Raw genomic sequence first — 25965 nt, forward strand, 5'->3', positions numbered from 1 at the left:
ACAAGATATACTCATTTTAGGCACAAAAGATATACTATATCCATTTTGGATATACAATTTGGATATACAATTTGGATATACAAAATTCGGTATATCCATTACAGTATATCTCAAGGATATACAACAAGATATACTCATTTTAGGCACAAAAGATATACTATATCCATTTTGGATATACCATCAAGATATACAAAATTTTCAGTATATCTAACTAGGATATACTAACTCTAATCAACACTTCAAATAATTCATAATCGAATCAGATTGATTTTGAGTATGAGATTTTGAAAACTTGATTGTTTCATGTAATTCCTCAACAGTAGGACTGCGACCATGCTCTAATCTGAACATGTATCTAGCCTTTTGTGCATCAGTATTTTTGATTATATTCCAATATAATTTTGGATTTAGCAGATCCAACTTTTCAGGTCTTTCGTAGATTCCTGTATCATGTTGTAGTTTTCCATCAAAGTCAAAATATGGAATTCCCAAAAGAGAGATTCCAGTATTTCTGAGATAGTCAAATTGAGTCACATCATCAATTGGTAATGCAACACCTTCAGGTATGCCAACTAGGAGATCTGCAATAACTTCTGCTTGTCTATCAGACCACCCATCATTTGGCGGTACCAAAGTCTGCATTTTGATTGAACATTCAGGGCATAACTCATCCAAACTAGCATCAAAAATGATGTTTGCATACACACTTTGCACTATACTATACTGCGAATCTCCATAGTCAAGCCTCATCTGTAGAAATTCCATGCTTGGAGTGTCACTTTGCGGAATAGCAGGATTATCTTTATGGAATGAATCTGTTTCAGGTTTTATGTACTGTCTTAACAATTTGGATAATTTCAGAACATTACCATTAGGAAAATCCTCAAAATACTCATTTGTTACATCTTTGATTTCTTCATGAATAATAGAATGCGTGTATGATATTTTTTGTAGATTGTAAATGACATTTTTCTTTTCTAATTCTTTTCTTTTCAATAGAATAGAATCCAGTTGTTCTTTTCCTGTAATGGAATGCTTTAGAACAGTTTCAACCTTGAATTTTTTGTTATGACATTCACCAAAATACCTGACACTGTGTTCTGCTGAACGCTTACCATCTTCTTTCATAAATACTGCTGAATGTGACAAAAGATATTTTGCAAGGTTGTAACAATCTTTCCACGTTTCAATAGTAGATACATTCGTTACAATCCATCCAGTTTTTTCATACAATTCTTTTACTTTTTGACCATCCAACCAACCAGTAATTATCAAATGAAGATGAGGACTTAACCTAGCTGATTCTAAATCTTTTGAGAACCTGTATGGATGGTCAATCATCACACCACCATCAATATCAAAATCTTTTAGAATTTTGATTGTTTTTGTTCTTAATTTCTTTCTTCCATCTTTTGTAAGATAATGAGATCGTTCTTCATATGGTATTGAGACAATAGTGTGGAGTAGTATTCTAGATCGATTTTCTTTCAAGTATATTTTTCTATTACTTTTCAAGTTGCAAAAAGTCATTAATCGATTAGTAATTGCTTGTGCCTCACGCTGTATTGAATTTGTTGCACATTTTCTACATCCTTTGTAGTTGCAATGTTGCAAAGTTTTTTTGACATATCCCCCACCATGAGAATGTAAATCACTTTCTAAACAACCAACAATCTTCCATTTGCCACATGATTCTTTTCCATCATAAACATGTCCAGGTAACATGACATCAGATACAAAGTCTTTTGCAAAATGTTGTGAGGAATTTTTTTCTTCATAGGTGTAAAAACCACCTTTAGGATTCTTGTGGAACTCACTGGAATCAGAGTTAATTGTTTTTTCTCTATCAATATCATATGCAAGGGAATTTTTCAAAGATTCCTTTAATTCAGCCATGTTTTGAGGCATAAAATTACTCAACTCTTTAGTGAATAGTTCTTGGATTGATGGTTCTCTTTGAACATAAGGAATCACAGTATGACCTTGATTAACATGAAATTTTTCTAAAGTATTATCAAAATTAAGACATTTTTGAGTCAGTTCAAAAGGATCTGAATCACAATCCTTACAATAAAACAAATCTTGTTTTGAATCTTTCAGAAAGTCCCTATCATAATCAATCATGATAAAACTCCTGAAATGTCTACTATTCCCATATCATCTTGATGATTGTGAGTAACATGCCAAGTCAATGCATGAATGCTATTGAATCGCTTTGACCTACCTTTGATTTTGATACAATATGCACAAAGAATTAATTTATTTTTCGAATAGTTTATTGGTATATCCTGTTTACTCATAACAATAAACTCCAAGTTGAGGGTAGTTTACACTTGAAGGATGGGCATGGAAACTTTCTCCTTCAAGAATTTTTTTTAAAATTATAAAATAAAACAAGATCAAAAAAGAAAAAGTCCTTCCAGCATCAAAATTATGATACTGGAAGAAACAATTTTTGTGGTCTGAATTACTACTGGTCATCGCAATTCCCAGTTGTTCACGCTTTTCTAGTCGTCCAATCATGCAGATTTTATCTGTGTCATGGGATTCAAGAGATTGTAAAATAGAATTCATTTATTTTCAAATTCCTTTTCAATTTGATGGTTAGCAATCAGTTCTGAAAATTCAGGTATTTTTTGACAATCTTTACAAAGATGAAGTGTTAATTTTGAGTTAAGATAATCGAGTGTTTCTATTACTTCTTGATTTTCATGAGAGCAAACGAATAGAGTGATAGTTGAATGAGAAATCATCATCTCTCCTTTAATCGATCTAACTCTTTTCGTACAGCATAACTAATGAATTGTGAAGAATTTGCAAAACCATTTTCCTGTATATTACACAATTTTTTTACTTCGTCAAGTGTGGAACGAAGAATTATACACGATGTCCATTTTCCATTTCTATTATTAACCATATGATACATGTATCATATATGATATTAATTAAGTTTATGATATATGTATCAGTTTTGTAAGGTTAAATTACATTTCTGATACATATATCACGTTGGATAAAACTAAGTGGCAATCCATAATGTTACCTAAGGAATTAGTTAGAGATTTGGAGGTTTTTGCAGAATCTGGAATAGCAAGCAGTTTAGGTTTTACTAATAAATCTCAATTAGCGGCATTTGCAATTAGAGATTTCCTAACAAAATATTCTGAGTATCTTGAGATCTATCAAATAGCAGATTATTCAGAAGAAAAAATAACAGTAATAGATCATGGTGAAAATCAAATAGTTACTCTCAAACATGATGGAAAATTTCTGAGATGTGATAAAGACAAATCAAATTATTGTGAACACATAAAATTTGTTCTAATATGTCCAGCTGTTCTTAAAACTGTAAAAAAATTTGGTTATCCTGATGAAAATAATGAACATAGAACGTGAATATCTGTCACATAGTAAGCAAAAAAAACAAAATGAATATGGATTCAGATATTTTTAATATCATATTAGCAATAATTGCAATTGGTTCAACTGCATTTATTGCATGGTTATTCAAATATCCATTCAAACCCACAATCGAAAAAGTGTTTGAAAGAAACCTAAACGATAGATTATGGGTAATTTTTAACAATATTAATACATTTGATGATCAATTCAAATATGCTTTTGAATCAATAGAAAGAAATCTTGGTGTAGAGCTTACAAGAAACGTTACAAAATTATCTAAAGAAGAACTTCCAATTGGAATAAATGAAGAATCTTCTGAAAATTTAGAATTTGATAGAAACCAGTATGACATTGAATTACAAAATTGGGCAAAAATAGAAGAAGATAAAAAATATTTTCTACCAATTTTAAATGATCAATTTGCAGAGTTTAAGAAACAACTAGAAAATGTAGATCCTTATGTAGATCGTCTCTTTATTCATAACGTAATATTTTATTGTTCATCAGCAATTAATTACTTAAGTCAATGTAGTAGATATTATCATCCGATTTATGCTTTAGACAGTAGAAAAAAACATGCCATACAAATAATCAAATATTGTAACATGAATAAAATTCCAAATAAAAAATATCGTGATTCTTTTGAAAAATTCCGAAATAAATGGAAAAATGATCCTACGGTAAATAAAAGTGATTTTTATTAAATTTAAAATATTTAATTTTTAATATCAGGAGTATTTGTTGATTGTTGATTTTTTTGCATTTCTCTAATCATTGCACCTTGTAAATCTAATTGTTTTTTCATTGTAATAAGCTGTTCATTTTCACTAGATTCCAAAATCTCAATTTTTTCATAAATCAGTAATTTAGGTTCAAGTTTTTTGTACAAAGATGGAAGTTTTTTCTTGTTACGAATATACTGTGCCAAATACTTTTTGTGTCCAATCAAACCATGAGCATAATCCTCACCATGTACTTCCTCTGCTTGAGTTGCAGTAAATGATCTCAAACTGTGAATATTTTTCTTGTATCTATTATTGTGTTCATATTTCTCTAATACTTTTGGCTCAATTTTACCAATTTTAGATCTAAGATAATTGAAATTACTTCTTTCATTTTCTGCTGCAAATCGTTTGTTTTCTTGACTTCCAAATACAAGATCATCAGAATTCATTCTTTTCAGTCTGTGAACTAAAGCAGGTTTTGTTTCAAGAGTCACAAATGCAATTCTTGCCTTTTTACCCTTTGTAATCTTTGCAGGAATATGTATCTCAACAGGATCTTTTACAGTATCAAAATCTCTTTTTCTGAGTTGGCAAGTTTCACCAATTCGCATTCCAGAATCTTTTAGAACCATATACAAAAGACGTTTGTCAGGAGTTGCGTTATCCAAGAAAAGTTTCAATTCCTCATGTGTAAATGGTTCAGGATCTTCTTCTTCTTCTACAGTTGGAAGTTTAATCTTCCTTCTGATTTTTCTCTCGTTAAGTTCAATTCCACCAACATCTTCAACATAATCTCGGACAATTCCAAAGTAAGATTTGATCGTAGATGGCATACGTGCAGTTATTGGTCTTGGAGGACTATTCCTATGTCCAGTTCTTTTCAAAAGATGAGGATGATCCTCTCCTAACCATATCACAAATTTATTCAAAAGTATCAAAATTTTGTCTGAATTGAGGGTATTTTCAATCTCTTTTTTAACATCTTTGAGGGTTTCATCAGCACCTTCATTCTTGAAAACATCCTTACAAAACAGGTCAAATTGACCAATAGCAGCTTTTGCAAGTTCTCTAGATGATTCTGATTTTGATTTACTATAGATGTTTTCTAAGAATTGCTCCATAGTGATTTCACCAGAAATGTAAGACATGTAGTGAAGATTAGATTTTAAAGTATATAGAGAATTTTAAACCATACATAATTCACCACTTTCTGAATGTAAAGCAATAATAATTATTACAGACCCATTCATGCATGAAGATAAAATGCCCAAAATGTAAGAAAGATGCAGAATTGGCGATGGATTATTCAGTTGTAAAATGTGGTTCTTGTGATTTGGATATGAGTTATGGAGAATATGTTAAATTTATAGCTCATAACGAACCAAAATATTCAGATATTTTAGGAGACTATACTGGTAGTACAGAAGGTCAATCATCAGGGTCATTGGATGAGTGGGATTAACAACACAGCAAATCATCCACAGATTAAAATAATTAGTTGAAGATGTTTCTAAACATCATTGGAATTTTTATTAGAAAATATTTTGAACCTAGTAGGGTTTTTGGTAGGACTTGCCATAGGAATAATGGCTTTTATTGGATATAGAAACACCGGCAGTCCCACATTATTTAGATTAACAATTGCATTTTTTTCAATAAGCGTAGGATTTTTTGTTATATGGACAAGTTACATGTTGGAAGATTTTGTTATAAAATCAGGAAATGTTGAAAGAGGGATTCAAACAGTAGGAATTGGAATTCAAACAGTAGGATATTTTTTTATTGCATTTTCACATAGTATAAAATCATTTTTTCCAAAATCAAGTTACTTTAGATCTGTGGGAATTTTACCATTATTCTTAGTTTCATCAGTTCAATTAGAACATATTTTCAGATCAGTTTCATTCATTTTATTGGCGTATGGAGCAATTGAAACAATGTTATCATATTTTGAAAATAGAAACAAGGGAACAATATCAATTTCTATAGGATTAGGGCTTTTAGCAACGGGGGAATTTTTAGGATGGTATTCATTTGTATTTCCAGAATCAATCCTGTACACCATATCAATGACAATTAAAATTGGGGGGTTGATAGCATTGTTTATTCCGCTAAGCAAGGTACCGCTGACTAGAATAAAATTTGACGAAGGTTTAGAATAATTGCATCTAGGCTCAAAATATACAAAAATAAAAAATTGTCAAAATCTTTTATCTTTTTTGTTTATTGGAAAATAGCAATGTCCTATCATAGAAATTAGAGTAATTATCCATGAGTAAAATGGCAGAATACAGAACGCATATGAAAATCATTGGAGATATTCTAGCAACAACCAGAGACGATCTTCAAGATGAAGATGGTGCTACAGTTACTTATCTAATTAGAAAAGCAAATATTTCTCATTCTAGAATTTCGAGAATTTTAAAAACTCTTGTATCACATGGACTGTTAGAGCAAGTAGGAAATCAAGGTTCAAATAAATATAAAATAAGTCAAACAGGTAGAGAATTTTTACAAGCATATTATACATTTACAAATTTTGCAGATGACTTTGGACTAAGTATCTAATCCTCAATTTCTTCAGATTCATCAAAAGTATCATCAAAATCATCTTCAAATTCAGTGTCTTCATAATCAGAATTTGGAGTAGACATACTTTTGCGATCTAAGTATTAACCGTTAAAAATGTATTTAAAAGTAAATGATAAAAACAAAAATCAATGTAACTAGCATTGAAAAACTAAAAAGAACATTAAATTTAGAAAGTAAAACCGTATTTAGAATTCCTAATCACAAATGTATATGAAGATCATTGAAAAAATAGTACTTGGTTGTTGATAATAGTGATACTGAAAAATATTCATACATAAATTCAGATGAATGTTTCAAAGATTTACAAAAGTACGATGTTTTGTGGATGAAAGAACAATTACAAGCGGTAGGAATCAACAATAATTGAGATAGAAATGAAAAAATCAAAAATATTTGATAAGGTTCTTTAACTGAAGAGGAAGTTTTGAGATTATGAATCTAATAATTACATGTGCAAGACATCTTGAACCTGAAACTGAAGAAGAGTTAATGGATGTTTTAGAGGAATTAGGAGATCCAGATCTTAAAGTTTCAATAACAAACATGTCAGGGATTTTGACAGCAGATACAAAACTTGATCCAATTGAAGTTGTTAAGAAAATTAAAACGATGATTATTGATGAACCGTGGAGTATTAGATATTGCCTGAGAATTATACCTATACAAAAAATTATTGAGACAGGAATTGAGGAGATAGAAAAAAGTGTGGATGACTTGTCTGATCAAATTTTAGATGATGAAACATATAGAATATCAATTGAGAAAAGAAATTCAGATTTATCCAGTCAAGAAATAATTACAAAAATAGCAAATAAAATAAAAAATAAGGTTTCACTTGAATTTCCAGACAAAATTATATTAATTGAAATTTTAGGAAACAAGACAGGAATTTCCATATTAAAAAAATCAGATATACTAAGTACTGAAAAAACTAAACGTAGTTTATCAGACTAGTATTGCTGCTTTTTCTATCAAAATATCTTCTAAAGCATTTTTTGAATGAATTGAGTCAAGATGTTTTTTTGTTATTTTAAAATGGTTTCTAAGATATAGATTATTATTTTTTGAAAATAAATTTGTAGATAGTGGTAGTAATTCACCATATAATGAATCTAAGGTTTTTTTATTTCCAATTGCAATTAAAATAAAATTAAGTTGTGGTTTAATTCCAACATTTTTTATTGCATCTGAAATTTGTGTAGTCAATGCAAATCTCATAAGAATATCAATTTCAAGTTTATTTGAGAGTAAAATATTATTTTTTTCAGATTCAAAAGATAATGAGATAATTTTTTTTAGATGATAAGCATTAAGAATAAAATTACTAGACACTGCTTGAAATAAAATTTTTGGGTATCTTTGTCTTAGTTCATCTATGAATTTTATATTTATTGATTTATTACATTTGATCTCAATTATTTGGATTTGTTTTTTTGAGTATTCAAAAATAATTTTTTTGGATGAGCCACCATGAATTATAGGAATTATACTTACAAGATCATTATTTTTTATTTTGGTGAATTTTCCGTCCATTGCAGAAGAATCAGATCCATTTATTGCAATTAGAACATTTTCAGTATCAAGTTTAGGGGAATTTGTAGGCTTTATCTCTAATAATAAATCAATTAATTCTTGAATTGATATATCAGATTTATCAATTTTCAAGTATTCAGTAAGAAAAGATTTTTTTGCTCCACCTACTAATTTTACAGTAAACATGTTTATTGAATTCTAAATATTGAAATTAATATTTAATTTATTATTCAGTTTGCTTTACAGCAGTTTCAGGCGATTCTTCATCTATTTCTGCTACAACTTCAGATACTTCATCAGTTGTTACTGATTCATTAATCATTGATTCGGATTGTTCTTCCATTTGTTGTTCAGATTTTGAAGAAGATATTCTTGCCTGCTTTTCTTTTTCTTCACGAACTTCTTTTTTGATAAATTTGGTAATGTAACCTGCAATTTCATTTTTTAAACCCTTAGAACGTACAATGGAAACTTGATCTAACATTTTTTTATTGTCAGCAAAGTCTTCATTAAATTTAGACTTGTACAGATCTAAAACCTCATATGAAATACGCTTTATTCTATCCACTATTCGTCTAAAGAAAGGTGGGGTATTTTATACCTATATTCCAAGAAATGAATTTGAGTTTTTTTCTAATAAAGATGCCATTTCATCAAAGGATATACCTAAAATTTTTGAAGCACAGAAAATCACACTTGGAATAAAACTGATTTGTCCAGATTTCATTTCAAAACATCTTGAGAATTTTACAGGACCATCAGTTTCAACTAGGATTTGTGACTCATTAGTTTTGGATAACAAAGTTTGTTTGTCATTAGCATAAATCATAACAGGTCCATATGAGACATAAAATCCCATATCCATAGCCTTTTGAAGCTGTTTTTTGCTGCCATCAAACCAATGTAATAATGCATGTTTTGTGTTATATGATGTCATAATTTGAAAAATATCATCAAGGCTTTTTCGTGAATGAATTGAAATTGGTTTGTTGAATTTTTCTGCAAAAGACAATAATGTTTCAAACACATGGTTTTGATTTTTTACATCATCATTGTTATTTGTATAAGTTGGGTCTAATCCAATTTCTCCAATTCCAGATATTCTAGAATGATTTTTTATTATCAGATCAGATATATTTTCAAATTCATCATTTGCATATTCAGGATGAATTCCTATAAACGGTAGAATTAGATTACTTTTTTTGGCAAGTTCTAAAGTTTGTAATGAACTTTCAAAATTCATCGATACACAACATGCTTTAAGTTTCAAATATTCCATTTCTTTTAAAATAAATTCCATATCAGAAACATATTCAGGATCAGATAAATGAATATGTGAATCAAAATACCAAGTCATAACTTAGTCAATTATTGAAATAGTCTGTATAAATCGATTCCTTAGTGATATTTTTTCACTCATTATGTTTTTTCGGAAAAAACTAGAACCAAATTCATGAAATCATCTGAGTTGGGATTATCTGCAATGTATAGAATTTTGAAGAGGGCAGGGGCAGAAAGAGTTAGTGATGAATCAGCAGACGAATTAAGAAGAATAATTGAAGAGGTTGCAGATAGTATTGCAAAAAGTGCAGTCGACATGGCTTCTCATGCAGGTAGAAAAACTGTGAAAGGAGAAGACGTAAAGTTGGCTTCAAAACCATTTAACAAATTCTAATCTAAAGAGTTTAATTGTTCATTTTGTGTTTTTTAAAACGGTACTCTGGCAGAACGGTTATGCGTGAGCCTGCAAAGCTTATACAAGGGGGTTCGACTCCCTCGGGTACCTTATTCTACTATTACTTGTCCGCTCATCCAAGGATGAAGAGTACAAAAATAATCATACGTACCTAATTCTTCAAAAGTAACTGTAAAGGATTCAAGTGGATCTAAATATCCACTATCAAACAAATTTGTAGGAGCATCATAGAAACCTGAAGTCACACTATGAAATGCAGAATCCTCATTAACCCATGTTACTTGTTTGCCAAGATTAACAATAATAGAAGAAGGCACATAACATCTACTAGTTTCTTCACATCCTGGTCGAGAAACTTTTGTAGGCATTATCACATCACCTTTTATGATTTGTTCAGGTTCTCTGAAAGTTTCTTCAACGTAGAAATTAGAAATAATTAAACCGACAATTAGAAAAAATGTCAATATAATGATTCCAATTATCGTTATTTTTTTTAGCAAATCACATCATATCCTCATCAGAGTTATTACATAATTACCAAATTCTCTAAATATATAACATATGAGAGTAGGTGATGTCTCAAAATGGAAATAGTTTACTAGAATACATACCTGGTTCACATACACTATTAGTTCAAAAAAATTCTAGTATTCCACTAGAAGGCTTTACAGAAAATATACAATTAAGCATTCACGAATATGCAGAGAATTCAAAAAGCGATGTAGAAAAAGGAAACAATTTTCTTCAATGGATTTTGACCAGAGTTTTTGAGGCTACAGAAGATGATGCCGCAGATGCAATTGTTGATGGAGCGAATGATCTTGGAATAGATGCCTATCTCCCAGTAGACTTTTCAGATAATACAATTAGATTGTTTCAATCGAAATATGGTACATCACATTCACTAGAGGCAATAGCAAAATTCAAAGAAGATGCAAAGAGATTACTTGCAAAAGATGTAACAAAGATGAGGCCTGAATTAGCCCAACTGGTTACAAAAATTAAAGAAAAAAATCTTAAAATAAAATGCTGTTATGTAACAGATCAAAGAGTAGATTATAATGATGATTTTGTTGAAATTATAGATGAAAAAGTAATAATTCAAAAATTATGGGACAGAATTAAAAAACCTGCAGCGGGGAAAAAATCATCAATTAAACTAGAAAAAATGCTAAGACATGAGAATACAATATTAGGGATTTTAAAATTACGTGAACTTACTGAATTTGTAAGTAAGAATAGAGATTATGTTTTTGAATCAAATATTAGACAATGGATGCAATTTAAGACTACAGTTAACAAAGGATTGCGTGAAACATTACAAAGTAATCCAGGTAAATTTTTCTTTTACAATAACGGGATCACAATTGTAGTTAGTGATTTTTCAGAGTTAGGTGGAAACATGATTGAGCTTAATGCACCACAAATTGTTAATGGGGCACAAACATCAAATTCAATTCTAGATCATTCAAAAAGAACAAAAAACATGGAAGGCTCCATGACAGTTACAATAATTAAAGCTGATGATGAACAAGAGCAAAATAACATTACAAAGTATAGAAATTCACAAAATTCAGTCAGAGGAAAAGATCTAGTTTCATTAATGGATTTTCATAAATCAATTAAATCACAGTTAAAGAATTGTGGTTATTTTTATGAAATTCAAGCAGGTTCTTTCGATACAAAATCAAAATCAAAACAATGTGAATATGTGGGAGATGCAATATACAACAATTATCTTCCAGATAATCATAAAAAAGTCATTGTTGCCAAAGATGCAATACAATCACTAATTGCAGGAATTGAACAAAGACCAACTGAAGCATATAGTTCACCAGCTCAATTTCTCCCAAGAGGAAGTAAATATGATGATGTATTCAATGAAAACCTAAAGGATGATTACAGAATTTTACTATATCCGTACCTTATCAAAGAATTTGCAAAAAAATCGTTAAAATATGGAAAACAAGGAGGCCATAAAACTAAAAGATATGCAACCTTATTTTTTGTTGCAGTATATTTTAGAATACTTCATAAAAAAATTCTTGAATCAGAGGGTGATTTTAAAGGAGATATAAGAAAACTGGAACCAATTTTTCGTAGCTTTAAACTTAATTCTAGAATTTTAAAAATTACCGACATAATTGTAACTAAATTTCTTGAAGATACCGCAGTGGATGACGAGATTGAATTAGCAAATACCAAACATAATTTTTTCTCCCAACATGTTTGGAATGATTCGATGCTTCGTGTGATAGATAAGAAAATAAGACAAGAGGAGGAAGAGATCATAGCACTACGAAAATTAGTAAGTAGTTTATTTTAGTTTCAAAGGCAGTAGTCTAACCAAGTAAAAATCTTGCAGGAGGTTTACATTGGTCAGACTATCTACCTAAATTCAGTATAAACCAGTAATATTTAACATAATTTTTCTGAGCACAAATTGTTCTAGAATGTTTTTTATATTGATTAAAAAGAGCAAGAACGCATTGGGAGCAAAAGAAAAGTGTGCAATATGTAATGAAAAGATTGAATTTCATTTTAAAGCAATGGAAGAATGGAATATAGAAGGTACATTGTGTGGAAAATGCTATTCAAAAAAAATTAACGAACATTATCCTGGCGAACATACTAGAGTAAACAAACATTTAGACTGATTTTATTTTAATTTTGAAAATTTATTTATGTTAATACAATTCCAGACTAAGGGATCATTCTTTACATCTTTTTCATCTAAAAATTTGATATCAGTGATTGTTTTTTTTCTTTTCAATAAATTTACTTGGAAACTAGAGAATTTCTTACATGTACAGTTGTTGAATAAACATACATCATCATCACCTTCGTCATGATCTTGGGCTTCATGACTACAATCACATACTGCGTCTTTTTTGACATCACTAAGTGATTTTTGTGCATATATGCCTAATCGAATATAAGCTTCGCCTCCATGACCTTTCTTGAATCGTTCATAATTTTCGGATTTTGATAATTCTTTGAAAAAAGAAATGTTTGTGTCTGGTTTTTGTGAATCAGCACCCATGATAAACCAATATTTATCATCAAACTCTAAAAATCGAATTTTAATAGATGGATCTACCCAAAAATGAATTGCATCATGCCAAATAGAAGTAGCCTCCTTTCTGTCAGTAAATAATGGAACAACGTTCATCCTCAAGTCATAATACCTATACGCAATACCTACAAAGTCATCAAACCATGGAATGGATGATTGTGAAGACATTGCACGGGAATAAAGTTAGAGCATATTTATCTGATCTGAATTAATGGTAATACCCTTATATCAGAGTTTGAGATTATGAGACATATGACTTCCTATAGAACCAGTATGCAAATTGTTGCAGATTTACTAAATGCCACACAACTGTCAGGTCAGGAAGGCATTAAAACAACTTCTCTTCTTACAAAGGCAAATTTATCACATTCAAGATTATCAAAATTCTTAGAAAATTTAACAGGTGCAGGTTTAATCAATAAAATAGAATATGATGGAAAGAATACTTTTGTAATTACTCCAAAAGGCAGACAATACCTAGATTCTTATGTAAACTTTTCTAGTATTGCAGAATCATTTGGATTAGAACTTTAAAATTTATTTTCTAGATCTTCGTTTAGCATTAGATGCTTGTCGTTCTTTTCTTTCTTTGTATGAGCTATAAAGAACAATAACAGCTATTCCTGCAATAGACGCATAAAACAATCCAATAAGTGGTTCATCTCGAAATTCTCCAGTACTTGGATTTACAAAGGATATTGGAATACCTACAACCATAAAGATCAGAATAATTAGAAGATACTTATCCATAGAATACAGGATTTGCAAAACCATATATCTTTTTGATTTTACAACGTGAGCGTAGAGATCATGTCGAAAATGCTTGAAATAATAGGATTAATTTTAGTGGCAATAATGACATTAGGGTTTGTTGGTGTATTCAAATCATATGGAATAGAGAGTGGACTATCTGAATTGTTTTGGGGATGTGCAGGAGGTACACTGTTAATCATTATTTATAGAAAGATGAAAAGAAAACAAGATGAACAAAAAGATTAGAACTCTCCAATATTGGTTGTGGATTGATCAATTATTGATCAACCGACAGATCTATAAAGGACAATTTCAGGTAAATTATGAGGGGAATATTTGACAGATCAAACACAACAATGGTGGGAAGGTTTAGGAAAAGAATTAGAGACAGATATTGAAACCCTTGATGAAAGAATTTCTTAATAGTTAATCATGTTAGATTTTGAAAATGTTACAGAGCCTTGGGCGAGATTCGATCTCGCGACCTAACGCTTACGAGGCGTTCGCTCTACCAGGCTGAGCTACCAAGGCACGTTTGGATAAATCCATCAGAGTTAATAAAAAGCCTTTCCGAATGGGACTAAATGAAAAAAACAATTTCAGGGATTAGGGGAATATTTGGTGAAGACCTTACACTGAAAGATGTGTTAGAGTTTTGTAATAACTTTTCATCATTAATAAAATCTGAAAAATGTGTTATTGGAAAAGACACAAGGCCGTCAGGATCTATGATAAAAAATGTAGCTAGCTCTGCATTAATGAAAAACGGAATCGATATTTTTAATTTAGAAACAGTACCTACTCCAGTAGTTTTTAGAGAAGCAAGAAAATATGGAGCAGGTCTAGTTATTTCTTCATCTCACAACCCAATACAATGGAATGGGATGAAATTCATCATAGAAGGCAGAGGAATCAATGAAGAGGAACTTCCTCAAATTATCAAACATCAAGAAATTTTTCAAACGAATATTGGAATTGAGAGAGATGTATCATCATCGTATATTGACGACGCTAAAAAAATCATAGGAGATGTTGAGAATAAACCTGAAATTGTAGTTGATATAGGCGGTGGAGCAGCTAAGGGATTTGCTCCCGAATTATTAACAAAAATTGGATGCAGTGTTAAAATACTAAATGAGGAACTTTCTGGATGTACTAGAGGGCCAGATCCTACATCAGACAAACTAACTGAGTTAATTTCTGCTTCAAACAAAAAAGAGATAGGGTTTGCATTTGATTTAGATGGAGATCGATTGGTGGTAGTTAAAAATGGAAAAAAACAAACTCCAGATGTTACACTTGGTTTAGGTATTGCAAAATCACTAGAGTTAGGATACAAAAAATTTGTTCTAAGTATAGACACGAGTGTTTCAATTGAAAAATTCATTAAAGAGAGAGGAGGAAAAATCCAGAGATCTAAAGTTGGAGAAGCAAATGTGATAGATCTCATGTTAAAAAACAGCGCTCAAGCAGGAGGAGAAGGAAGCAGTGGTGGCTTTATTTTACCAGAGTTCAATTATTGTCGAGAAGGTATTCTCACTAGTGGATTGATTGCATCAATGTTAGGAACGTCAGAGTTTAATGAAATTATAAATTTCATGGAAAGTTATTATCAAATAAGAGAGAAAATAGAAATCGATTCAGAACTTCACGATGAAATTATCGAACAAATAAAATCTAAATTTTCAGATAATTATTCTGAAACGATTTCATTAGATGGAATCAAAGGAATAATTGATGAAGATAGTTGGGTGTTGATCAGAAAATCAAACACAGAAGATATCATTAGAGTATCAGCAGAATCAAATAATATTGAAAAATGTAAGACAATTGTCAAAAATACATTAGAGTTAGTGAGTCAGAGTTATGAAAAAATTAGATGAATTAGCGATAATTAAAATTTTTCAGAAGGGATTAGGTAAGAAAAAATTTGAAGATGTTGAAGTGTTTAATTTTGAGAAAATTCAGATCGTAGTAAAAACAGACACGTTGGTTGAAAGTACGGATATCCCACCTAAAATGAAATTAGTAGATGCTGCAAGAAAAAGCATCATAGCATGTGTTAGTGACTTTGCTGCAAAAGGAGTCAAACCGAAATATGGAATAATTTCTGTAAACTTACCAAATACAATTTCACGCTCAAAAATCAATGAAATTGTATCAGGATTTAAAAAAGCATCTAAAGAATACGGTATTTCAATTCTTGGCGGAGATACTAACGAGGGTAAAGAGATGGTATTCAATGTGTGCCTATTTGGAATAACAGACAGAATAGTCACTAGAGGTGGTTCTAAGAAAGGAGATCTGATATTTGTAACAGGCCCATTCGGATATACATCTGTAGGATTAAACATGCTTCTTGGAAAGAAAAGATGTACAGAAAAAATTGTACAGAAATCAATTAGAGCAGTGATCAATCCAAAACCAAAGCTAGGTTTTGGATTAAAAAATAAAAAATATTTTTCATCAGCAATGGATTCTAGTGATGGATTGTCTACTACATTAAATGAGATGGCAAACCAAAGTAAAAATAAATTTGTCATTAAGAACATACCGGTATTAAAAGAGTTGGAAGTTTTTGCAGAATCTCAAAAATTGAATTTGGATAATTTAATTTTTAATGGTGGCGAAGAGTATGAGTTCATATTCACAATAGCACCAAAGTATAGAAAAATAATTACAAAAAATGCAAATGTGTTAAAAACCCCAATTTTAGAAATTGGGTATGTTACTTCAGGAAATGGGGTTGTTATTAAAAAAGACAAGCATTATGTAAAATTAAAAGATTTAGGATGGAGGCATTTTAGATAATTATTCACCATAAGAAAAATCACGTTCAACGTTATTTATGATACTGAAAATTGAATCAGCAGGTAGAGCGGCAACACATTCTTTGATCCACAAGTCATCTAGATATAACAAGCGTTTAAGATCATCATCTGGGAGATCATCAGGATTTGAGTCTGGATAAATTGAATGTATTTTATATCCTTCATTAGCAATTTTCTGGCAGTTTTTTTCTAAAGGTGACAAGACTGAATCATCTGCAGGTGTTAAAAAATGAAATACCACTGAAATCAACAATGCAGTTGCAACACCCACACCAAGGGCTAACAAAAGGATTGATGGCATTTAACATAATCATATGAAAACAGTATATGAATAGTCATTAATTTCCTGTAAAATGACGAAATAAGAGTAAAGCAAAAAATCAATGTTTTTTAAACCCTTTTAGGCCTGAGTAGACATTGTCAGAAATTGAAGCTGAGGTTGAGGAAGTTTCAGTCGAGGAGACTGAAATAGAATCTGATGAAATAGAGTCAGAATCTGTTACAGAAGTAAAATCTCAACCAGAAGCAAAGAAAGAAGGTCCTGATAAATGGGGGATCGCTCATATTTACAGTAGTTACAACAATACAATTATTCACATGACTGACCTCACTGGTGCTGAAACAGTATCCATCAGTTCTGGTGGAGTTCATGTTAATGCCGATAGATATGAATCATCACCATTTGCTGCTATGAAAGCTGCAAATGCAGTAGTAGAGGTTGCTAGAACAAAAGGATTCACAGGTTTTCATATTAGAGTACGTGCAGTAGGAGGCGTTGGATCAAGAGTACCAGGTCCAGGTGCACAAGCTGCAATTAGAGCATTAGCAAGAGGCGGATTTAAAATTGGACGAATTGATGATGTTACACCTATTCCTCACGATACCACCAGAAAGAAAGGTGGAAAAAGAGGAAGAAGAGTCTAGTTAGATATTTTTATTTTAACATCGCAACCTTTAGAAATAAAATAATCTGTCATAAATTTTGCAAATTTATTTGGTTGATCATTCCACTCGTATTTTGCAATCATATCAGAAAATTTTTCTTCGATACCATTTTGTAAATTTGATTTAAAAGCCAATTTAAAAAATGTCCATCCAAACTTTGATGAGGGTTCACTGAGAACATATCCGTTGTGACCATCCACAAGACTCTCCATGTGTGAAAGTGCTTTTTTGATTAATAGTAAATCACTAACATAATTTTTTGTTCCGATTTCTAAAACTACATTCATCATTCATCACATTCATCAGATGATTTATTGCTAAGCTTGTCACTTAGAGACACAAATTTTCCATCTTGTTCAATATTGATTTTTGTTGCCATTCGAACATTCAAACCAACTGATCTAAACAATGTCAATAATTTTCCACCATCAATAGTTTCATTAATTTCACCAGTTTTAATTAATTCAGCTAATTTTTGTATAATCATTGACGTTTCATTTGGAAATTGAGATTCTGCATTTTCCAAAACTTCTATTCCTCGAAAACCAAGTATTTTGATTAGTGAATTTCTAGGATTTTCATGAGTTGTTTCTATTGTAGATTCTTTAAGGGGTTGAGTTTCTTGTTTTTTAGAGATGTTTTTCTGCATCTCTGCAAGTCTCTTTGCTTTTAATCTTTCAAGTTCAGAATCTTCTTCGCTCAACCCTTAATCACACCAATAGGTAATAATTTTGCAACTTTTGTGGCAATTCCAAGATTATGAGAGACATTTACTACAGCGTCAACGTCTTTGTATGCTTGAGGAGTTTCTTCTACAATCCCATCGCGGGTTAATGCTTTGATGAAAATACCCTTGTCATTAAGAGCTTTTTTCACATTATCTTCAGTGTAATTTCTTCTAGCTTGAGATCTTGACATGGTTCTTCCGGCACCATGTGCGGTTGAACCAAAACTCAAATCCATAGAATTTGGTTGTCCTAGTAAGATCCAACTTGCAGTCCCCATAGAACCAGGAACTAAAACAGGTTGCCCTAGATCTCTATATTTTAATGGAATTTCGTCACGATTTGCGGGAAATGCTCTGGTTGCACCTTTTCTATGAACAACTAGATTTCGTTCTCTTCCGTCAACTTTGTGTTTTTCTACCTTAGCAATATTATGAGCAACATCATAAACTAATTTCATATCAAGATCAGATTCTGTTTGATTAAATACACGTTGAAAAGAATTTCTAGTCCAATGAGTTAGCATTTGCCTATTACTCCATGCAAAGTTCAATGCTGCAAACATTGCTTTTCTGTAAGAGTCTCCTTCTTCAGAATTATTTGGGACGCATGCTAACTCTCTGTCAGGTAAATGAATATTGTATTTTTCCATGGCTTGTTCTGAAACTCTAAGATAATCACTACATACTTGATGACCAAATCCTCTAGAGCCACAATGAATTAAAATTGTAATAGTTCCTTCTTTAATGCCCATTCTTTTTGCAGCTTCTTCATCATGAATCTCTGCAACCTTTTGTACTTCAAGAAAATGATTTCCAGAACCCAGACTTCCAAGTTGTGGTGCACCTCTCTTTCTTGCCTTATCAGAAACTTTGTTTGGATCAGCATTTTTTATTTGACCATTTTCTTCACATACATCAGAATCATCAGATGAACCATATCCATGATCAATTGCCCAATTAACTCCATTTACTAAGACTTCATCTAGTTCAGAATGAGTGAGTTTTACTGCACCTTTAGAACCAACTCCAGATGGAATAGAACTAAAAAGATCAGTAACAAGTTCTTTTAGTTTTGAACGAACTGTTTGTTCAGTTAAATTTGAACGAAGTAATCTAACTCCACAATTAATATCATAACCAACACCTCCAGGACTTATCATACCTTCTTCAGCATCCATAGCTGCAACTCCACCTACAGGAAAACCATAGCCTTCATGACCATCAGGTAAAACTACACTGTGACCAACTATACCAGGAATTGAAGAGACATTTCGTGCCTGCATTATTGTTCTATCAGACAACATTTTCTGAAGTAGTGATTCATCAGCATATATCCTAACAGGAACTTTCATTCCAAGATTAGAATCAGCGTCAATTTGGTATTGGTTTTCTCCAATTTTTCTTGGTACAGTAGATGACATAAGTGTTGGTGGAAATTCCTTTCAATCCAATTTAAATCATCAGAAGATTTGTAAAAATAATTTTAAATTAATCAAGATTTATTCAAAAGTATGCTAGATAAAGCAATAATTATGCAAAAAGCAAATCAGTTACTTGCAGAACTAAGAGCAAATCCAGATTGGGCAATTGATGAGAAAAACTTCAAACAAGGTTACTTCAAAGCTTTAGAATGGGTTCTACAAGATACAGGTATCATTGAAAAATAATTTGACAAGACTGCATAGTATGTTAAATTGATTAACAAAGTATGCAATATTGAATTCAAAGCATGAATAGATTTATTTTCGATGTGTGTAGACTGTAAACATTGGCAATTTTACCAATTGATAATGGTCGTTATGGCACAAAAGAGATGATGGATATTTTTAGTGAGCAAAGAAAAATTAATTATCAGTTAGAGATTGAAGGTGCTGCGGCAATTTCCCAAAGCGAGATAGGAATGATTTCAAAAAGTGTTGGAAGTGAAATTCTCAAAGTAGCAAAGTCTGGAAAAATCACTGCTAAAAGAATTAAACAGTTAGAAGCAAAAAGTGATCACGATACTGCCGCTCTTGTTGAATCCTTAAGCGAAAAATGTTCTAAAAATACAAAACCTTGGATACATTATGGTCTTACAAGCAATGATTTAGTCGATACTAGTAATTCAATGCAGATGAGAGATGCATTGAAAATTATTGAACCAAAAGTAGCAAAGATGGCATCAATACTTGTAAAAAAAGCAGTACAATATGGAAAAATTCCAGCTGTTGGGAGAACACATGGACAACATGCCAGTATTATTTCATTTGGACTAAAATTTGCTAATTGGGCTGCAGAGATGGCAAAACATGTAGAAAGAATTGAAGAGATGAAGAAAAGAATTCTAATATGTAAAACATTAGGTGTTGTAGGAACAGGATCTCTAATGGGTGTAAGATCACTTGAAGTTCAAAAAAGAGTTGCAAAACGATTAAAATTATTCCCCGCAGAGGTAACAACACAAATTATTCCAAGAGAGAGATATGCAGAATATATTTTTGAATTAGCATTAATTGGTGCTACTTTAGAAAAAATTGCAATAGAGATTAGAAATTTACAGAGAACTGAGATAGGAGAAGTAGCAGAGCAGTTCAAGAAAGGACAAATGGGAAGTAGTGCAGTTCCAGTAAAGAGAAATCCAATAAAAAGTGAACGAGTATCATCATTATCCAAATTAGTACGAAGTCAAGTTGCAGTTGCATTTGAAAATATTCCATTATGGCATGAACGAGATCTTTCAAATTCAGCAAATGAGAGATTTGTAATCCCAACAGCATCTATTTTGGTAGATGAGATGCTAGAAACTATGACAAAAATTGTTTCAAATTTGATGGTTAATGAAAAACGAATTGTAGAAAATCTCTACATAACAAAGGGACAAATCTTTGCAGAATTTGTTTTAGAGGCATTAATCAAAAAAGGAATTCCAAGATTTGTTGCATACAAAGATGTTCAAAGAGTGGCATTTGAGGCAAATGATAAGGGAATTAACTACATAGATGCAATCAAAAATGATAAAGCATTTTCTTCAAACCTTACTGATAAAGAAATTGATTCAATATTTTCACCAGAGAAACATCTTGGAGCATCTCCTGTAATTATCGATAACGTAAAAAAATCAGTTCAAAAAACAGTTAGCAAATTTATTTAATGTTATAAAAAACTCATCTGGTTTTCAATAAAGCCTTGTGAATTTTAGAGCCATACTGTAATGCCTTTTTTCGTTTTGTACAAGAGATCTCTGGGACACCAACATCACTTGCTAATTTTCGAATAATGTGTTTACGATATAGATCTTCAGAATCGTGAATTTTTTGAGATAAAGGAATAGTTTTTGCATATTCAATAAAATTTGAAGAAAGTAGTGGTTGGAGTATTTTGACACCAAATTCAGATGAGATCAGATTGACAGCTTTCATCATTTTAAGTTCGTTATCTAGTTTAGTATTCATCACTTCAGTAATTTGAGATTCTCCTCCAGAAAATGCCTCTCTGTATGCATTATATCCACAAAATAATTCATCAATACCATTAGCAGTAATTACAGTATCAAGATTTAATCTTCTTGCTAATTTAGTTACATAATAAAATGCAATACAGTTTTCATTCCACGATAAATTCTCAGTGTTTATTTTTTCATAAATTTTTGATGAAATAGTAGTAAATGTTTCTGGTTCAATTTCTAAAACATGGTGAGAGTATTTTAGAAAAGTGTTAACTTTTTTTGCAAATAAAATATCATGGGATTCAGAAAATCCAATAGTTAGTAATGTGATATCATAATCCATGTCTGAACAAATTTTTGAAATTAACGTACTATCAACACCTCCAGAAAATGCAATGCCAATTTTCTTTTCTTGAACCGTATCAGAGATAGAATTTTTGATGTTTTCAAGCAATTTTTTATTCATTTCGTCCATTAACACTCACATCACAATTATCCATTGGTGTATAATGAATCAATCTTTTAATTTAACATTATATCTAAAACATTATGATTCGATTATCTCAAGTAGATATAGATAATGAATTAAAGAAATTATCTGGTTGGAGCATAAGAGATGAAAAACTTCACAAAGAATTTCAATTTGAAAGTTTTAACCAAGCATTCGGATTCATGACTAGAGCAGCTATGGAGATTGAGAAGATGAATCATCACCCAGAATGGTTTAACGTGTACAACAAAATAACTATTGAATTAACAACTCATGATGCAGGGGGCATTACAAAAAATGATGTAGAATTAGCCAAAATTCTAAATTCACTAGAATAGATGAATTTTAGGTACTCCATTACAGAATTTATATTATATCCAGAGTCAGATGCTTCACATGGCTACAAGTCCTACAATCTTAGATTCAGATTTTCGATATATCGATAAAAAGGGGAATTTACTCAAAACTAGAACAGAATTAACAGTGGCTCAGATGCTTACTTTTCTTGAGCAAGAGTATCAATACAGTCACAAGATCACATTAAAGAATGGAACTGATGTTACAGTTGATTTTAAAACAGAAAAAGGATTGATTGAAGTAATTGACACTGATGAAGATATTGCAAAATATAAAATGATCAAGGAAGATTTTCCTCAAGATAAAGTGATGGCAATAGGACATGCAAAATATGTTGCGCAGATTAAAGAATTACAAGATATTGTATTTTATGATAAAACCCCACAAACAGGTTCCATATTTTTAGAAGATGCATCATTTTCATTTGATTATGCACATATCTTACCACTAGTTGAAAAATGTTCTATACTTCATGGTCATACGTCTTCTGTAATGGTAGAGCTTGTAGGACAAATGAAAGATAATCTACTTTTAGATTTTGGGGATGCTAAAAAAATCATCAAAGAAGTAGTGAATGTGTTTGATCATAAATTTTTCATCAATAGAAAATATCTAAAGAAAGAAAATGATTTACATTTCCAAATTCAATTTGAAGGTCCTAAAGGGACGTTTGAATTACAAGTCCCTAAAAACACAACATATCTTTTAGAAGGAGAAGCTACTGTAGAAAATCTTTCAAGTGAAATAATCAAACTATTAGCACCTAAAATGCCATCAAATGTAGAAGCAGTTGGAGTTTACATTTATGAAGGCTACAATAAAGGCTCACATATTATTTCAAATATTTCAAGATAGTTAAGAAATGGATCCAAAAATATCAGAAAAAGCATGGAATCCAGAATTAGAGAAAAATATTCTAAAAAAGTGGGAGGAAGAAAAAATTTATGATTTTATTCCACAAGAAAATAATTATACAATAGACACTCCACCGCCTTATCCTTCAGGTAGACCTTGGCACATAGGAGCAGCTGCACATTATTCACAGATTGATATGATTGCTCGCACTGCAAGAATGAGTGGAAAAAATGTCTATTTTCCAATAGGCATTGACAGGAATGGTCTTCCTGTTGAACTCTACACTGAGAAAAAACACAGTATCAGAATGAGAGAAACGGAAAGAGGAGAATTTCTAAGTCTATGTAGAGAAGCATTAGACGATTTAGAAGCTGAAATGATTCTCATTATGAAAAGCTTGGGGATAAGTGGGGATTTTGCAAACTATTACAGAACAGATTCAGAAGAATATAGAGCACTTACTCAATCAACATTTATCGAGTTATGGAAAAAAGGACAAGTGTATCTTGCAAACAGACCTAACAATTATGATTGGGTATCAGGTACAACCATTGCAGATGCAGAAATCATCTATGAAGATTTATCAACAAAACTCGTTTACATGAAATTTAAAATCAAAGATACAGATAAAGAAATAATCATTGCAAGTACAAGACCAGAATTACTTTGTGCATGTAGAACAATCATAGTAAATCCTGAAGATGAAAGATATACACAATATATTGGAAAGAAAGTGATTGTTCCAATTACTAATGCAGAAGTAGAATTAAGAACACATCATTCTGCTAAACAAGAATTTGGTTCTGGAGCTGTAATGGTATGTAGTTATGGTGACCAGAATGATGTTGCATTGTTTAGAGAATTAGAATTAGAAGAAATTGTTGCAATTGGATTAGATGGAAGAATGACTAATGTTGCAGGTGAATGTACTGGATTAAAACCAAAACAAGCTAGAACAAAAATTATAGAAGATTTAGAATCAAAAGGATTTTTAGAAAAAACTGAAGATATTGTACATAGAACACCAATTTCAGAGAGAAGTAAAACTCCAATTGAAATTATTCCAATGGAAGAATACTATCTAAAACAAAAAGACGCAATAGAAAAAATCAAAAAATTAGGGCAAGAAATTACATTTCATCCAACAATGCATAAGCAAATCCTAATGAATTGGTTAGAATCTATCAACATAGATTGGCCAATATCAAGAAGAAGATATTATGGTACGGAAATTCCAATTTGGTACTGTAAAAAGTGCTCAGAACCTCATGTTCCTGAGCCTGGAAAGTATTACAAGCCTTGGAATGAAAAATGTCCATTAAATAATTGTGTTAAATGTGAGTCTACTGAATTTGTTGGTGAAGAAAGAACATTTGATACATGGATGGATTCAAGCATATCTCCATTGTTTATCAGTAAATTTAACAAAGATGATGAATTTTTTAAAAAAGTATATCCTGCTTCAATTAGACCTCAAGCAAAAGATATTGTTAGAACATGGTTATACTATACATTGTTAAGATGTGAGCAACTAACTGGAGAAAAACCTTGGTCTGAAGCATGGATTATGGGATATGGCCTAGATGAAAATGGAATGAAGATGAGTAAGAGTAAAGGAAATGCAATAGATCCTTTACCAGTAATTGAAAAATTGGGTGCAGATACTTTTAGATTTTGGAGTGCAAGTGAAATTAATCACGGATATGATTTTAGATGTAATGAACAGAAAATTGAATCAACCAAAAAATTTCTCAGCAAATTATGGAATGTATCACGATTTTTGTCTAGTTTCCCAGTGATTGAATCAGGAAAGCTTACTGCATCAGATAAATGGATATTATCAGAATTAGATAATCTAGTAAAAGAATGTAATAAAGGATATGAAGAATACAACTTTTTCATACCTGCAATTGCAATCAGGGAATTTGCATGGAATCTATTTGCAGCTCATTACATTGAAATGGTAAAAGCAAGAGCGTATGGAATAAATTTTTCTGATGAAGAAAGAGATGGCGCAATATTTACACTGCATAAAACATTATCAACAATTTTAAAATTATTAGCACCAATAACGCCTTTTATTACGGAATATCTTTGGAAGATTTTGTATTCAAAAGAAAGTATTCATAAAGAAAAACAAGTACAAGTAGAAAATATTGAAGATCAAAGCAGCATAACAAATGCAATTACTGAATTTAATTCAAAAGTTTGGAATGAGAAAAAATCTCAGAATCTTTCATTAAAAGATTCAATTAAAATTGAAATTCCAGAAATTTTAGAGCCATTTAAAAACGATTTAAAATCAATGCATAATCTGTTGGATTGAGCCTAATTAGACCTGTAAAATACCATTTGTGATCAAATACTGAATTCCTTGAATGAACGTAGTATCATCTATTTGATCATCTGCCCACCAGCCAGCATTATTTTTAATCCAAGATGGAATTTCATTTACAGATGATTCACCTGATTCTGTTTGGGGAATTTGCATTATTCCTTCAGTAATCAAATACTGAATTCCTTGAATGAACGTAGTATCATCTATTTGATCATCTGCCC

At 31.1% G+C, this 25965-nt stretch carries 34 protein-coding genes, 1 tRNA gene and 1 pseudogene; 19 read left to right on the forward strand and 17 right to left on the reverse strand.

Annotation, left to right across the window (positions count from 1 at the left end; all coding sequences use genetic code 11):
* Positions 1-231: 231 nt before the first annotated feature.
* Genes WDZ98_RS08330 through WDZ98_RS08340 form a run of 3 tightly spaced genes read right to left on the reverse strand, consistent with a single transcriptional unit; the run spans position 232 to position 2574 of the window.
* On the reverse strand, positions 232-2124 hold the full coding sequence (locus WDZ98_RS08330; protein WP_368060587.1) for a hypothetical protein: 1893 nt from the start codon (positions 2122-2124) through the stop codon (positions 232-234).
* On the reverse strand, positions 2121-2300 hold the full coding sequence (locus WDZ98_RS08335) for a hypothetical protein (RefSeq protein WP_368060585.1): 180 nt from the start codon (positions 2298-2300) through the stop codon (positions 2121-2123). Before WDZ98_RS08335 ends, WDZ98_RS08330 begins: the two co-directional genes overlap by 4 nt.
* A complete protein-coding gene (locus tag WDZ98_RS08340) occupies positions 2293-2574 on the reverse strand; it encodes a hypothetical protein (protein WP_368060583.1) in 282 nt (93 codons plus the stop codon). The genes WDZ98_RS08335 and WDZ98_RS08340 overlap by 8 nt, the downstream gene beginning before the upstream one ends.
* A 435-nt stretch (positions 2575-3009) precedes the next feature.
* Here WDZ98_RS08340 and WDZ98_RS08345 point away from each other — a divergent pair, with 435 nt between their 5' ends.
* On the forward strand, positions 3010-3396 hold the full coding sequence (locus tag WDZ98_RS08345; RefSeq protein WP_368060581.1) for a hypothetical protein: 387 nt from the start codon (positions 3010-3012) through the stop codon (positions 3394-3396).
* A gap of 38 nt (positions 3397-3434) precedes the next feature.
* Positions 3435-4106, forward strand: a complete 672-nt coding sequence (locus WDZ98_RS08350) for a hypothetical protein (protein ID WP_368060579.1) — start codon at positions 3435-3437, stop codon at positions 4104-4106.
* A gap of 11 nt (positions 4107-4117) precedes the next feature.
* Here the strand turns inward: WDZ98_RS08350 and WDZ98_RS08355 are convergent, their stop codons facing one another.
* Positions 4118-5275 carry a tyrosine-type recombinase/integrase gene (locus WDZ98_RS08355; RefSeq protein WP_368060577.1) on the reverse strand — a complete coding sequence of 386 codons (1158 nt, stop codon included), beginning with the start codon at positions 5273-5275 and terminating at the stop codon, positions 4118-4120.
* 104 nt (positions 5276-5379) lie between these two features.
* On the opposite strand from WDZ98_RS08355, the gene WDZ98_RS08360 reads away from it, so the two are divergent.
* From WDZ98_RS08360 to WDZ98_RS08375, 4 genes are all read left to right on the forward strand, one after another.
* A complete protein-coding gene (locus WDZ98_RS08360; protein ID WP_368060575.1) occupies positions 5380-5589 on the forward strand; it encodes a hypothetical protein in 210 nt (69 codons plus the stop codon).
* 58 nt (positions 5590-5647) lie between these two features.
* Complete coding sequence (locus tag WDZ98_RS08365; protein WP_368060573.1) at positions 5648-6289, forward strand: hypothetical protein; 642 nt, start codon at positions 5648-5650, stop codon at positions 6287-6289.
* Positions 6290-6407: 118 nt separating this feature from the next.
* Positions 6408-6695: a winged helix-turn-helix domain-containing protein gene (locus WDZ98_RS08370; RefSeq protein WP_368060761.1), complete on the forward strand. Its 288-nt coding sequence runs from the start codon at positions 6408-6410 to the stop codon at positions 6693-6695.
* Positions 6696-7151: 456 nt separating this feature from the next.
* Complete coding sequence (locus WDZ98_RS08375; RefSeq protein WP_368060571.1) at positions 7152-7673, forward strand: THUMP domain-containing protein; 522 nt, start codon at positions 7152-7154, stop codon at positions 7671-7673.
* On the opposite strand, the gene cgi121 is transcribed toward WDZ98_RS08375, so the two are convergent.
* The 3 genes from cgi121 to WDZ98_RS08390 are packed head-to-tail and all read right to left on the reverse strand — an operon-like array spanning position 7665 to position 9609.
* Positions 7665-8438 carry a KEOPS complex subunit Cgi121 gene (gene cgi121, locus WDZ98_RS08380; RefSeq protein ID WP_368060569.1) on the reverse strand — a complete coding sequence of 258 codons (774 nt, stop codon included), beginning with the start codon at positions 8436-8438 and terminating at the stop codon, positions 7665-7667. The genes WDZ98_RS08375 and cgi121 overlap by 9 nt on opposite strands.
* Positions 8439-8478: 40 nt before the next feature.
* Entirely contained in the window at positions 8479-8820 is a 342-nt protein-coding gene (locus WDZ98_RS08385; RefSeq protein WP_368060567.1) for a hypothetical protein, read from the reverse strand.
* A gap of 33 nt (positions 8821-8853) precedes the next feature.
* Entirely contained in the window at positions 8854-9609 is a 756-nt protein-coding gene (locus WDZ98_RS08390) for a TatD family hydrolase (RefSeq protein ID WP_368060565.1), read from the reverse strand.
* Between the two features lie 96 nt (positions 9610-9705).
* Here WDZ98_RS08390 and WDZ98_RS08395 point away from each other — a divergent pair, with 96 nt between their 5' ends.
* Positions 9706-9927 (forward strand): histone family protein, encoded by a 222-nt coding sequence (locus WDZ98_RS08395; RefSeq protein ID WP_368060563.1) that lies wholly within the window; start codon positions 9706-9708, stop codon positions 9925-9927.
* Between the two features lie 110 nt (positions 9928-10037).
* Here WDZ98_RS08395 and WDZ98_RS08400 read toward each other — a convergent pair whose 3' ends face one another.
* A complete protein-coding gene (locus tag WDZ98_RS08400) occupies positions 10038-10448 on the reverse strand; it encodes a plastocyanin/azurin family copper-binding protein (RefSeq protein WP_368060561.1) in 411 nt (136 codons plus the stop codon).
* Between the two features lie 74 nt (positions 10449-10522).
* Here WDZ98_RS08400 and WDZ98_RS08405 point away from each other — a divergent pair, with 74 nt between their 5' ends.
* Together WDZ98_RS08405 and WDZ98_RS08410 are read left to right on the forward strand one after the other, a co-directional pair.
* Positions 10523-12274: an AIPR family protein gene (locus WDZ98_RS08405; RefSeq protein WP_368060559.1), complete on the forward strand. Its 1752-nt coding sequence runs from the start codon at positions 10523-10525 to the stop codon at positions 12272-12274.
* A 163-nt stretch (positions 12275-12437) separates the two neighbouring features.
* The gene (locus WDZ98_RS08410) at positions 12438-12605 is read left to right on the forward strand and encodes a hypothetical protein (RefSeq protein ID WP_368060557.1); all 168 of its coding nucleotides are present in this window, start codon (positions 12438-12440) and stop codon (positions 12603-12605) included.
* Between the two features lie 2 nt (positions 12606-12607).
* Here WDZ98_RS08410 and WDZ98_RS08415 read toward each other — a convergent pair whose 3' ends face one another.
* Positions 12608-13192, reverse strand: coding sequence for a hypothetical protein (locus WDZ98_RS08415; RefSeq protein WP_368060555.1), 585 nt, complete (start codon positions 13190-13192; stop codon positions 12608-12610).
* 105 nt (positions 13193-13297) lie between these two features.
* Between WDZ98_RS08415 and WDZ98_RS08420 the strand changes: the two genes are divergently transcribed.
* On the forward strand, positions 13298-13558 hold the full coding sequence (locus WDZ98_RS08420) for a winged helix-turn-helix domain-containing protein (RefSeq protein WP_368060759.1): 261 nt from the start codon (positions 13298-13300) through the stop codon (positions 13556-13558).
* Between the two features lie 3 nt (positions 13559-13561).
* Here WDZ98_RS08420 and WDZ98_RS08425 read toward each other — a convergent pair whose 3' ends face one another.
* Complete coding sequence (locus tag WDZ98_RS08425) at positions 13562-13774, reverse strand: hypothetical protein (protein WP_368060553.1); 213 nt, start codon at positions 13772-13774, stop codon at positions 13562-13564.
* Positions 13775-13843: 69 nt separating this feature from the next.
* Between WDZ98_RS08425 and WDZ98_RS08430 the strand changes: the two genes are divergently transcribed.
* On the forward strand, positions 13844-14023 hold the full coding sequence (locus WDZ98_RS08430; protein WP_368060551.1) for a hypothetical protein: 180 nt from the start codon (positions 13844-13846) through the stop codon (positions 14021-14023).
* Positions 14024-14234: 211 nt separating this feature from the next.
* On the opposite strand, the gene WDZ98_RS08435 is transcribed toward WDZ98_RS08430, so the two are convergent.
* Positions 14235-14308, reverse strand: a tRNA-Thr gene (locus WDZ98_RS08435).
* Between the two features lie 53 nt (positions 14309-14361).
* Between WDZ98_RS08435 and WDZ98_RS08440 the strand changes: the two genes are divergently transcribed.
* Together WDZ98_RS08440 and thiL are read left to right on the forward strand one after the other, a co-directional pair.
* Positions 14362-15660: a phosphomannomutase gene (locus WDZ98_RS08440; RefSeq protein WP_368060549.1), complete on the forward strand. Its 1299-nt coding sequence runs from the start codon at positions 14362-14364 to the stop codon at positions 15658-15660.
* Positions 15644-16588: a thiamine-phosphate kinase gene (gene thiL / locus WDZ98_RS08445; protein WP_368060547.1), complete on the forward strand. Its 945-nt coding sequence runs from the start codon at positions 15644-15646 to the stop codon at positions 16586-16588. The genes WDZ98_RS08440 and thiL overlap by 17 nt, the downstream gene beginning before the upstream one ends.
* Here the strand turns inward: thiL and WDZ98_RS08450 are convergent, their stop codons facing one another.
* Positions 16589-16909, reverse strand: a complete 321-nt coding sequence (locus WDZ98_RS08450; protein ID WP_368060545.1) for a hypothetical protein — start codon at positions 16907-16909, stop codon at positions 16589-16591.
* 116 nt (positions 16910-17025) lie between these two features.
* On the opposite strand from WDZ98_RS08450, the gene WDZ98_RS08455 reads away from it, so the two are divergent.
* Positions 17026-17532: a 30S ribosomal protein S11 gene (locus tag WDZ98_RS08455; protein ID WP_368060543.1), complete on the forward strand. Its 507-nt coding sequence runs from the start codon at positions 17026-17028 to the stop codon at positions 17530-17532.
* On the opposite strand, the gene WDZ98_RS08460 is transcribed toward WDZ98_RS08455, so the two are convergent.
* The 3 genes from WDZ98_RS08460 to WDZ98_RS08470 are packed head-to-tail and all read right to left on the reverse strand — an operon-like array spanning position 17529 to position 19701.
* On the reverse strand, positions 17529-17840 hold the full coding sequence (locus WDZ98_RS08460; protein ID WP_368060541.1) for a hypothetical protein: 312 nt from the start codon (positions 17838-17840) through the stop codon (positions 17529-17531). The two genes, WDZ98_RS08455 and WDZ98_RS08460, sit on opposite strands and share 4 nt — an antisense overlap.
* A complete protein-coding gene (locus WDZ98_RS08465; RefSeq protein WP_368060539.1) occupies positions 17840-18256 on the reverse strand; it encodes a DNA-binding protein in 417 nt (138 codons plus the stop codon). Before WDZ98_RS08465 ends, WDZ98_RS08460 begins: the two co-directional genes overlap by 1 nt.
* Complete coding sequence (locus WDZ98_RS08470; RefSeq protein ID WP_368060537.1) at positions 18253-19701, reverse strand: RtcB family protein; 1449 nt, start codon at positions 19699-19701, stop codon at positions 18253-18255. The genes WDZ98_RS08465 and WDZ98_RS08470 overlap by 4 nt, the downstream gene beginning before the upstream one ends.
* Positions 19702-19791: 90 nt before the next feature.
* Here WDZ98_RS08470 and WDZ98_RS08475 point away from each other — a divergent pair, with 90 nt between their 5' ends.
* Positions 19792-19947: a hypothetical protein gene (locus WDZ98_RS08475; RefSeq protein WP_368060535.1), complete on the forward strand. Its 156-nt coding sequence runs from the start codon at positions 19792-19794 to the stop codon at positions 19945-19947.
* 101 nt (positions 19948-20048) lie between these two features.
* Positions 20049-21410, forward strand: coding sequence for an adenylosuccinate lyase (purB, locus tag WDZ98_RS08480; RefSeq protein WP_368060533.1), 1362 nt, complete (start codon positions 20049-20051; stop codon positions 21408-21410).
* Positions 21411-21423: 13 nt separating this feature from the next.
* Here the strand turns inward: purB and WDZ98_RS08485 are convergent, their stop codons facing one another.
* Positions 21424-22179 carry an asparagine synthase C-terminal domain-containing protein gene (locus tag WDZ98_RS08485; RefSeq protein WP_368060531.1) on the reverse strand — a complete coding sequence of 252 codons (756 nt, stop codon included), beginning with the start codon at positions 22177-22179 and terminating at the stop codon, positions 21424-21426.
* Between the two features lie 74 nt (positions 22180-22253).
* Here WDZ98_RS08485 and WDZ98_RS08490 point away from each other — a divergent pair, with 74 nt between their 5' ends.
* The 3 genes from WDZ98_RS08490 to WDZ98_RS08500 are packed head-to-tail and all read left to right on the forward strand — an operon-like array spanning position 22254 to position 25732.
* The gene (locus WDZ98_RS08490) at positions 22254-22532 is read left to right on the forward strand and encodes a 4a-hydroxytetrahydrobiopterin dehydratase (RefSeq protein ID WP_368060529.1); all 279 of its coding nucleotides are present in this window, start codon (positions 22254-22256) and stop codon (positions 22530-22532) included.
* A 58-nt stretch (positions 22533-22590) separates the two neighbouring features.
* Positions 22591-23406, forward strand: coding sequence for a 6-pyruvoyl tetrahydropterin synthase family protein (locus WDZ98_RS08495; protein ID WP_368060527.1), 816 nt, complete (start codon positions 22591-22593; stop codon positions 23404-23406).
* Between the two features lie 7 nt (positions 23407-23413).
* Positions 23414-25732, forward strand: coding sequence for a valine--tRNA ligase (locus tag WDZ98_RS08500; RefSeq protein WP_368060525.1), 2319 nt, complete (start codon positions 23414-23416; stop codon positions 25730-25732).
* A gap of 6 nt (positions 25733-25738) precedes the next feature.
* Here the strand turns inward: WDZ98_RS08500 and WDZ98_RS08505 are convergent.
* Positions 25739-25965 (reverse strand): annotated as a pseudogene (locus WDZ98_RS08505) (peptidase); the annotation flags it as partial.

The organism is Candidatus Nitrosopumilus sp. (assembly GCF_040878665.1).
In the GTDB taxonomy this organism is placed as follows: domain Archaea; phylum Thermoproteota; class Nitrososphaeria; order Nitrososphaerales; family Nitrosopumilaceae; genus Nitrosopumilus.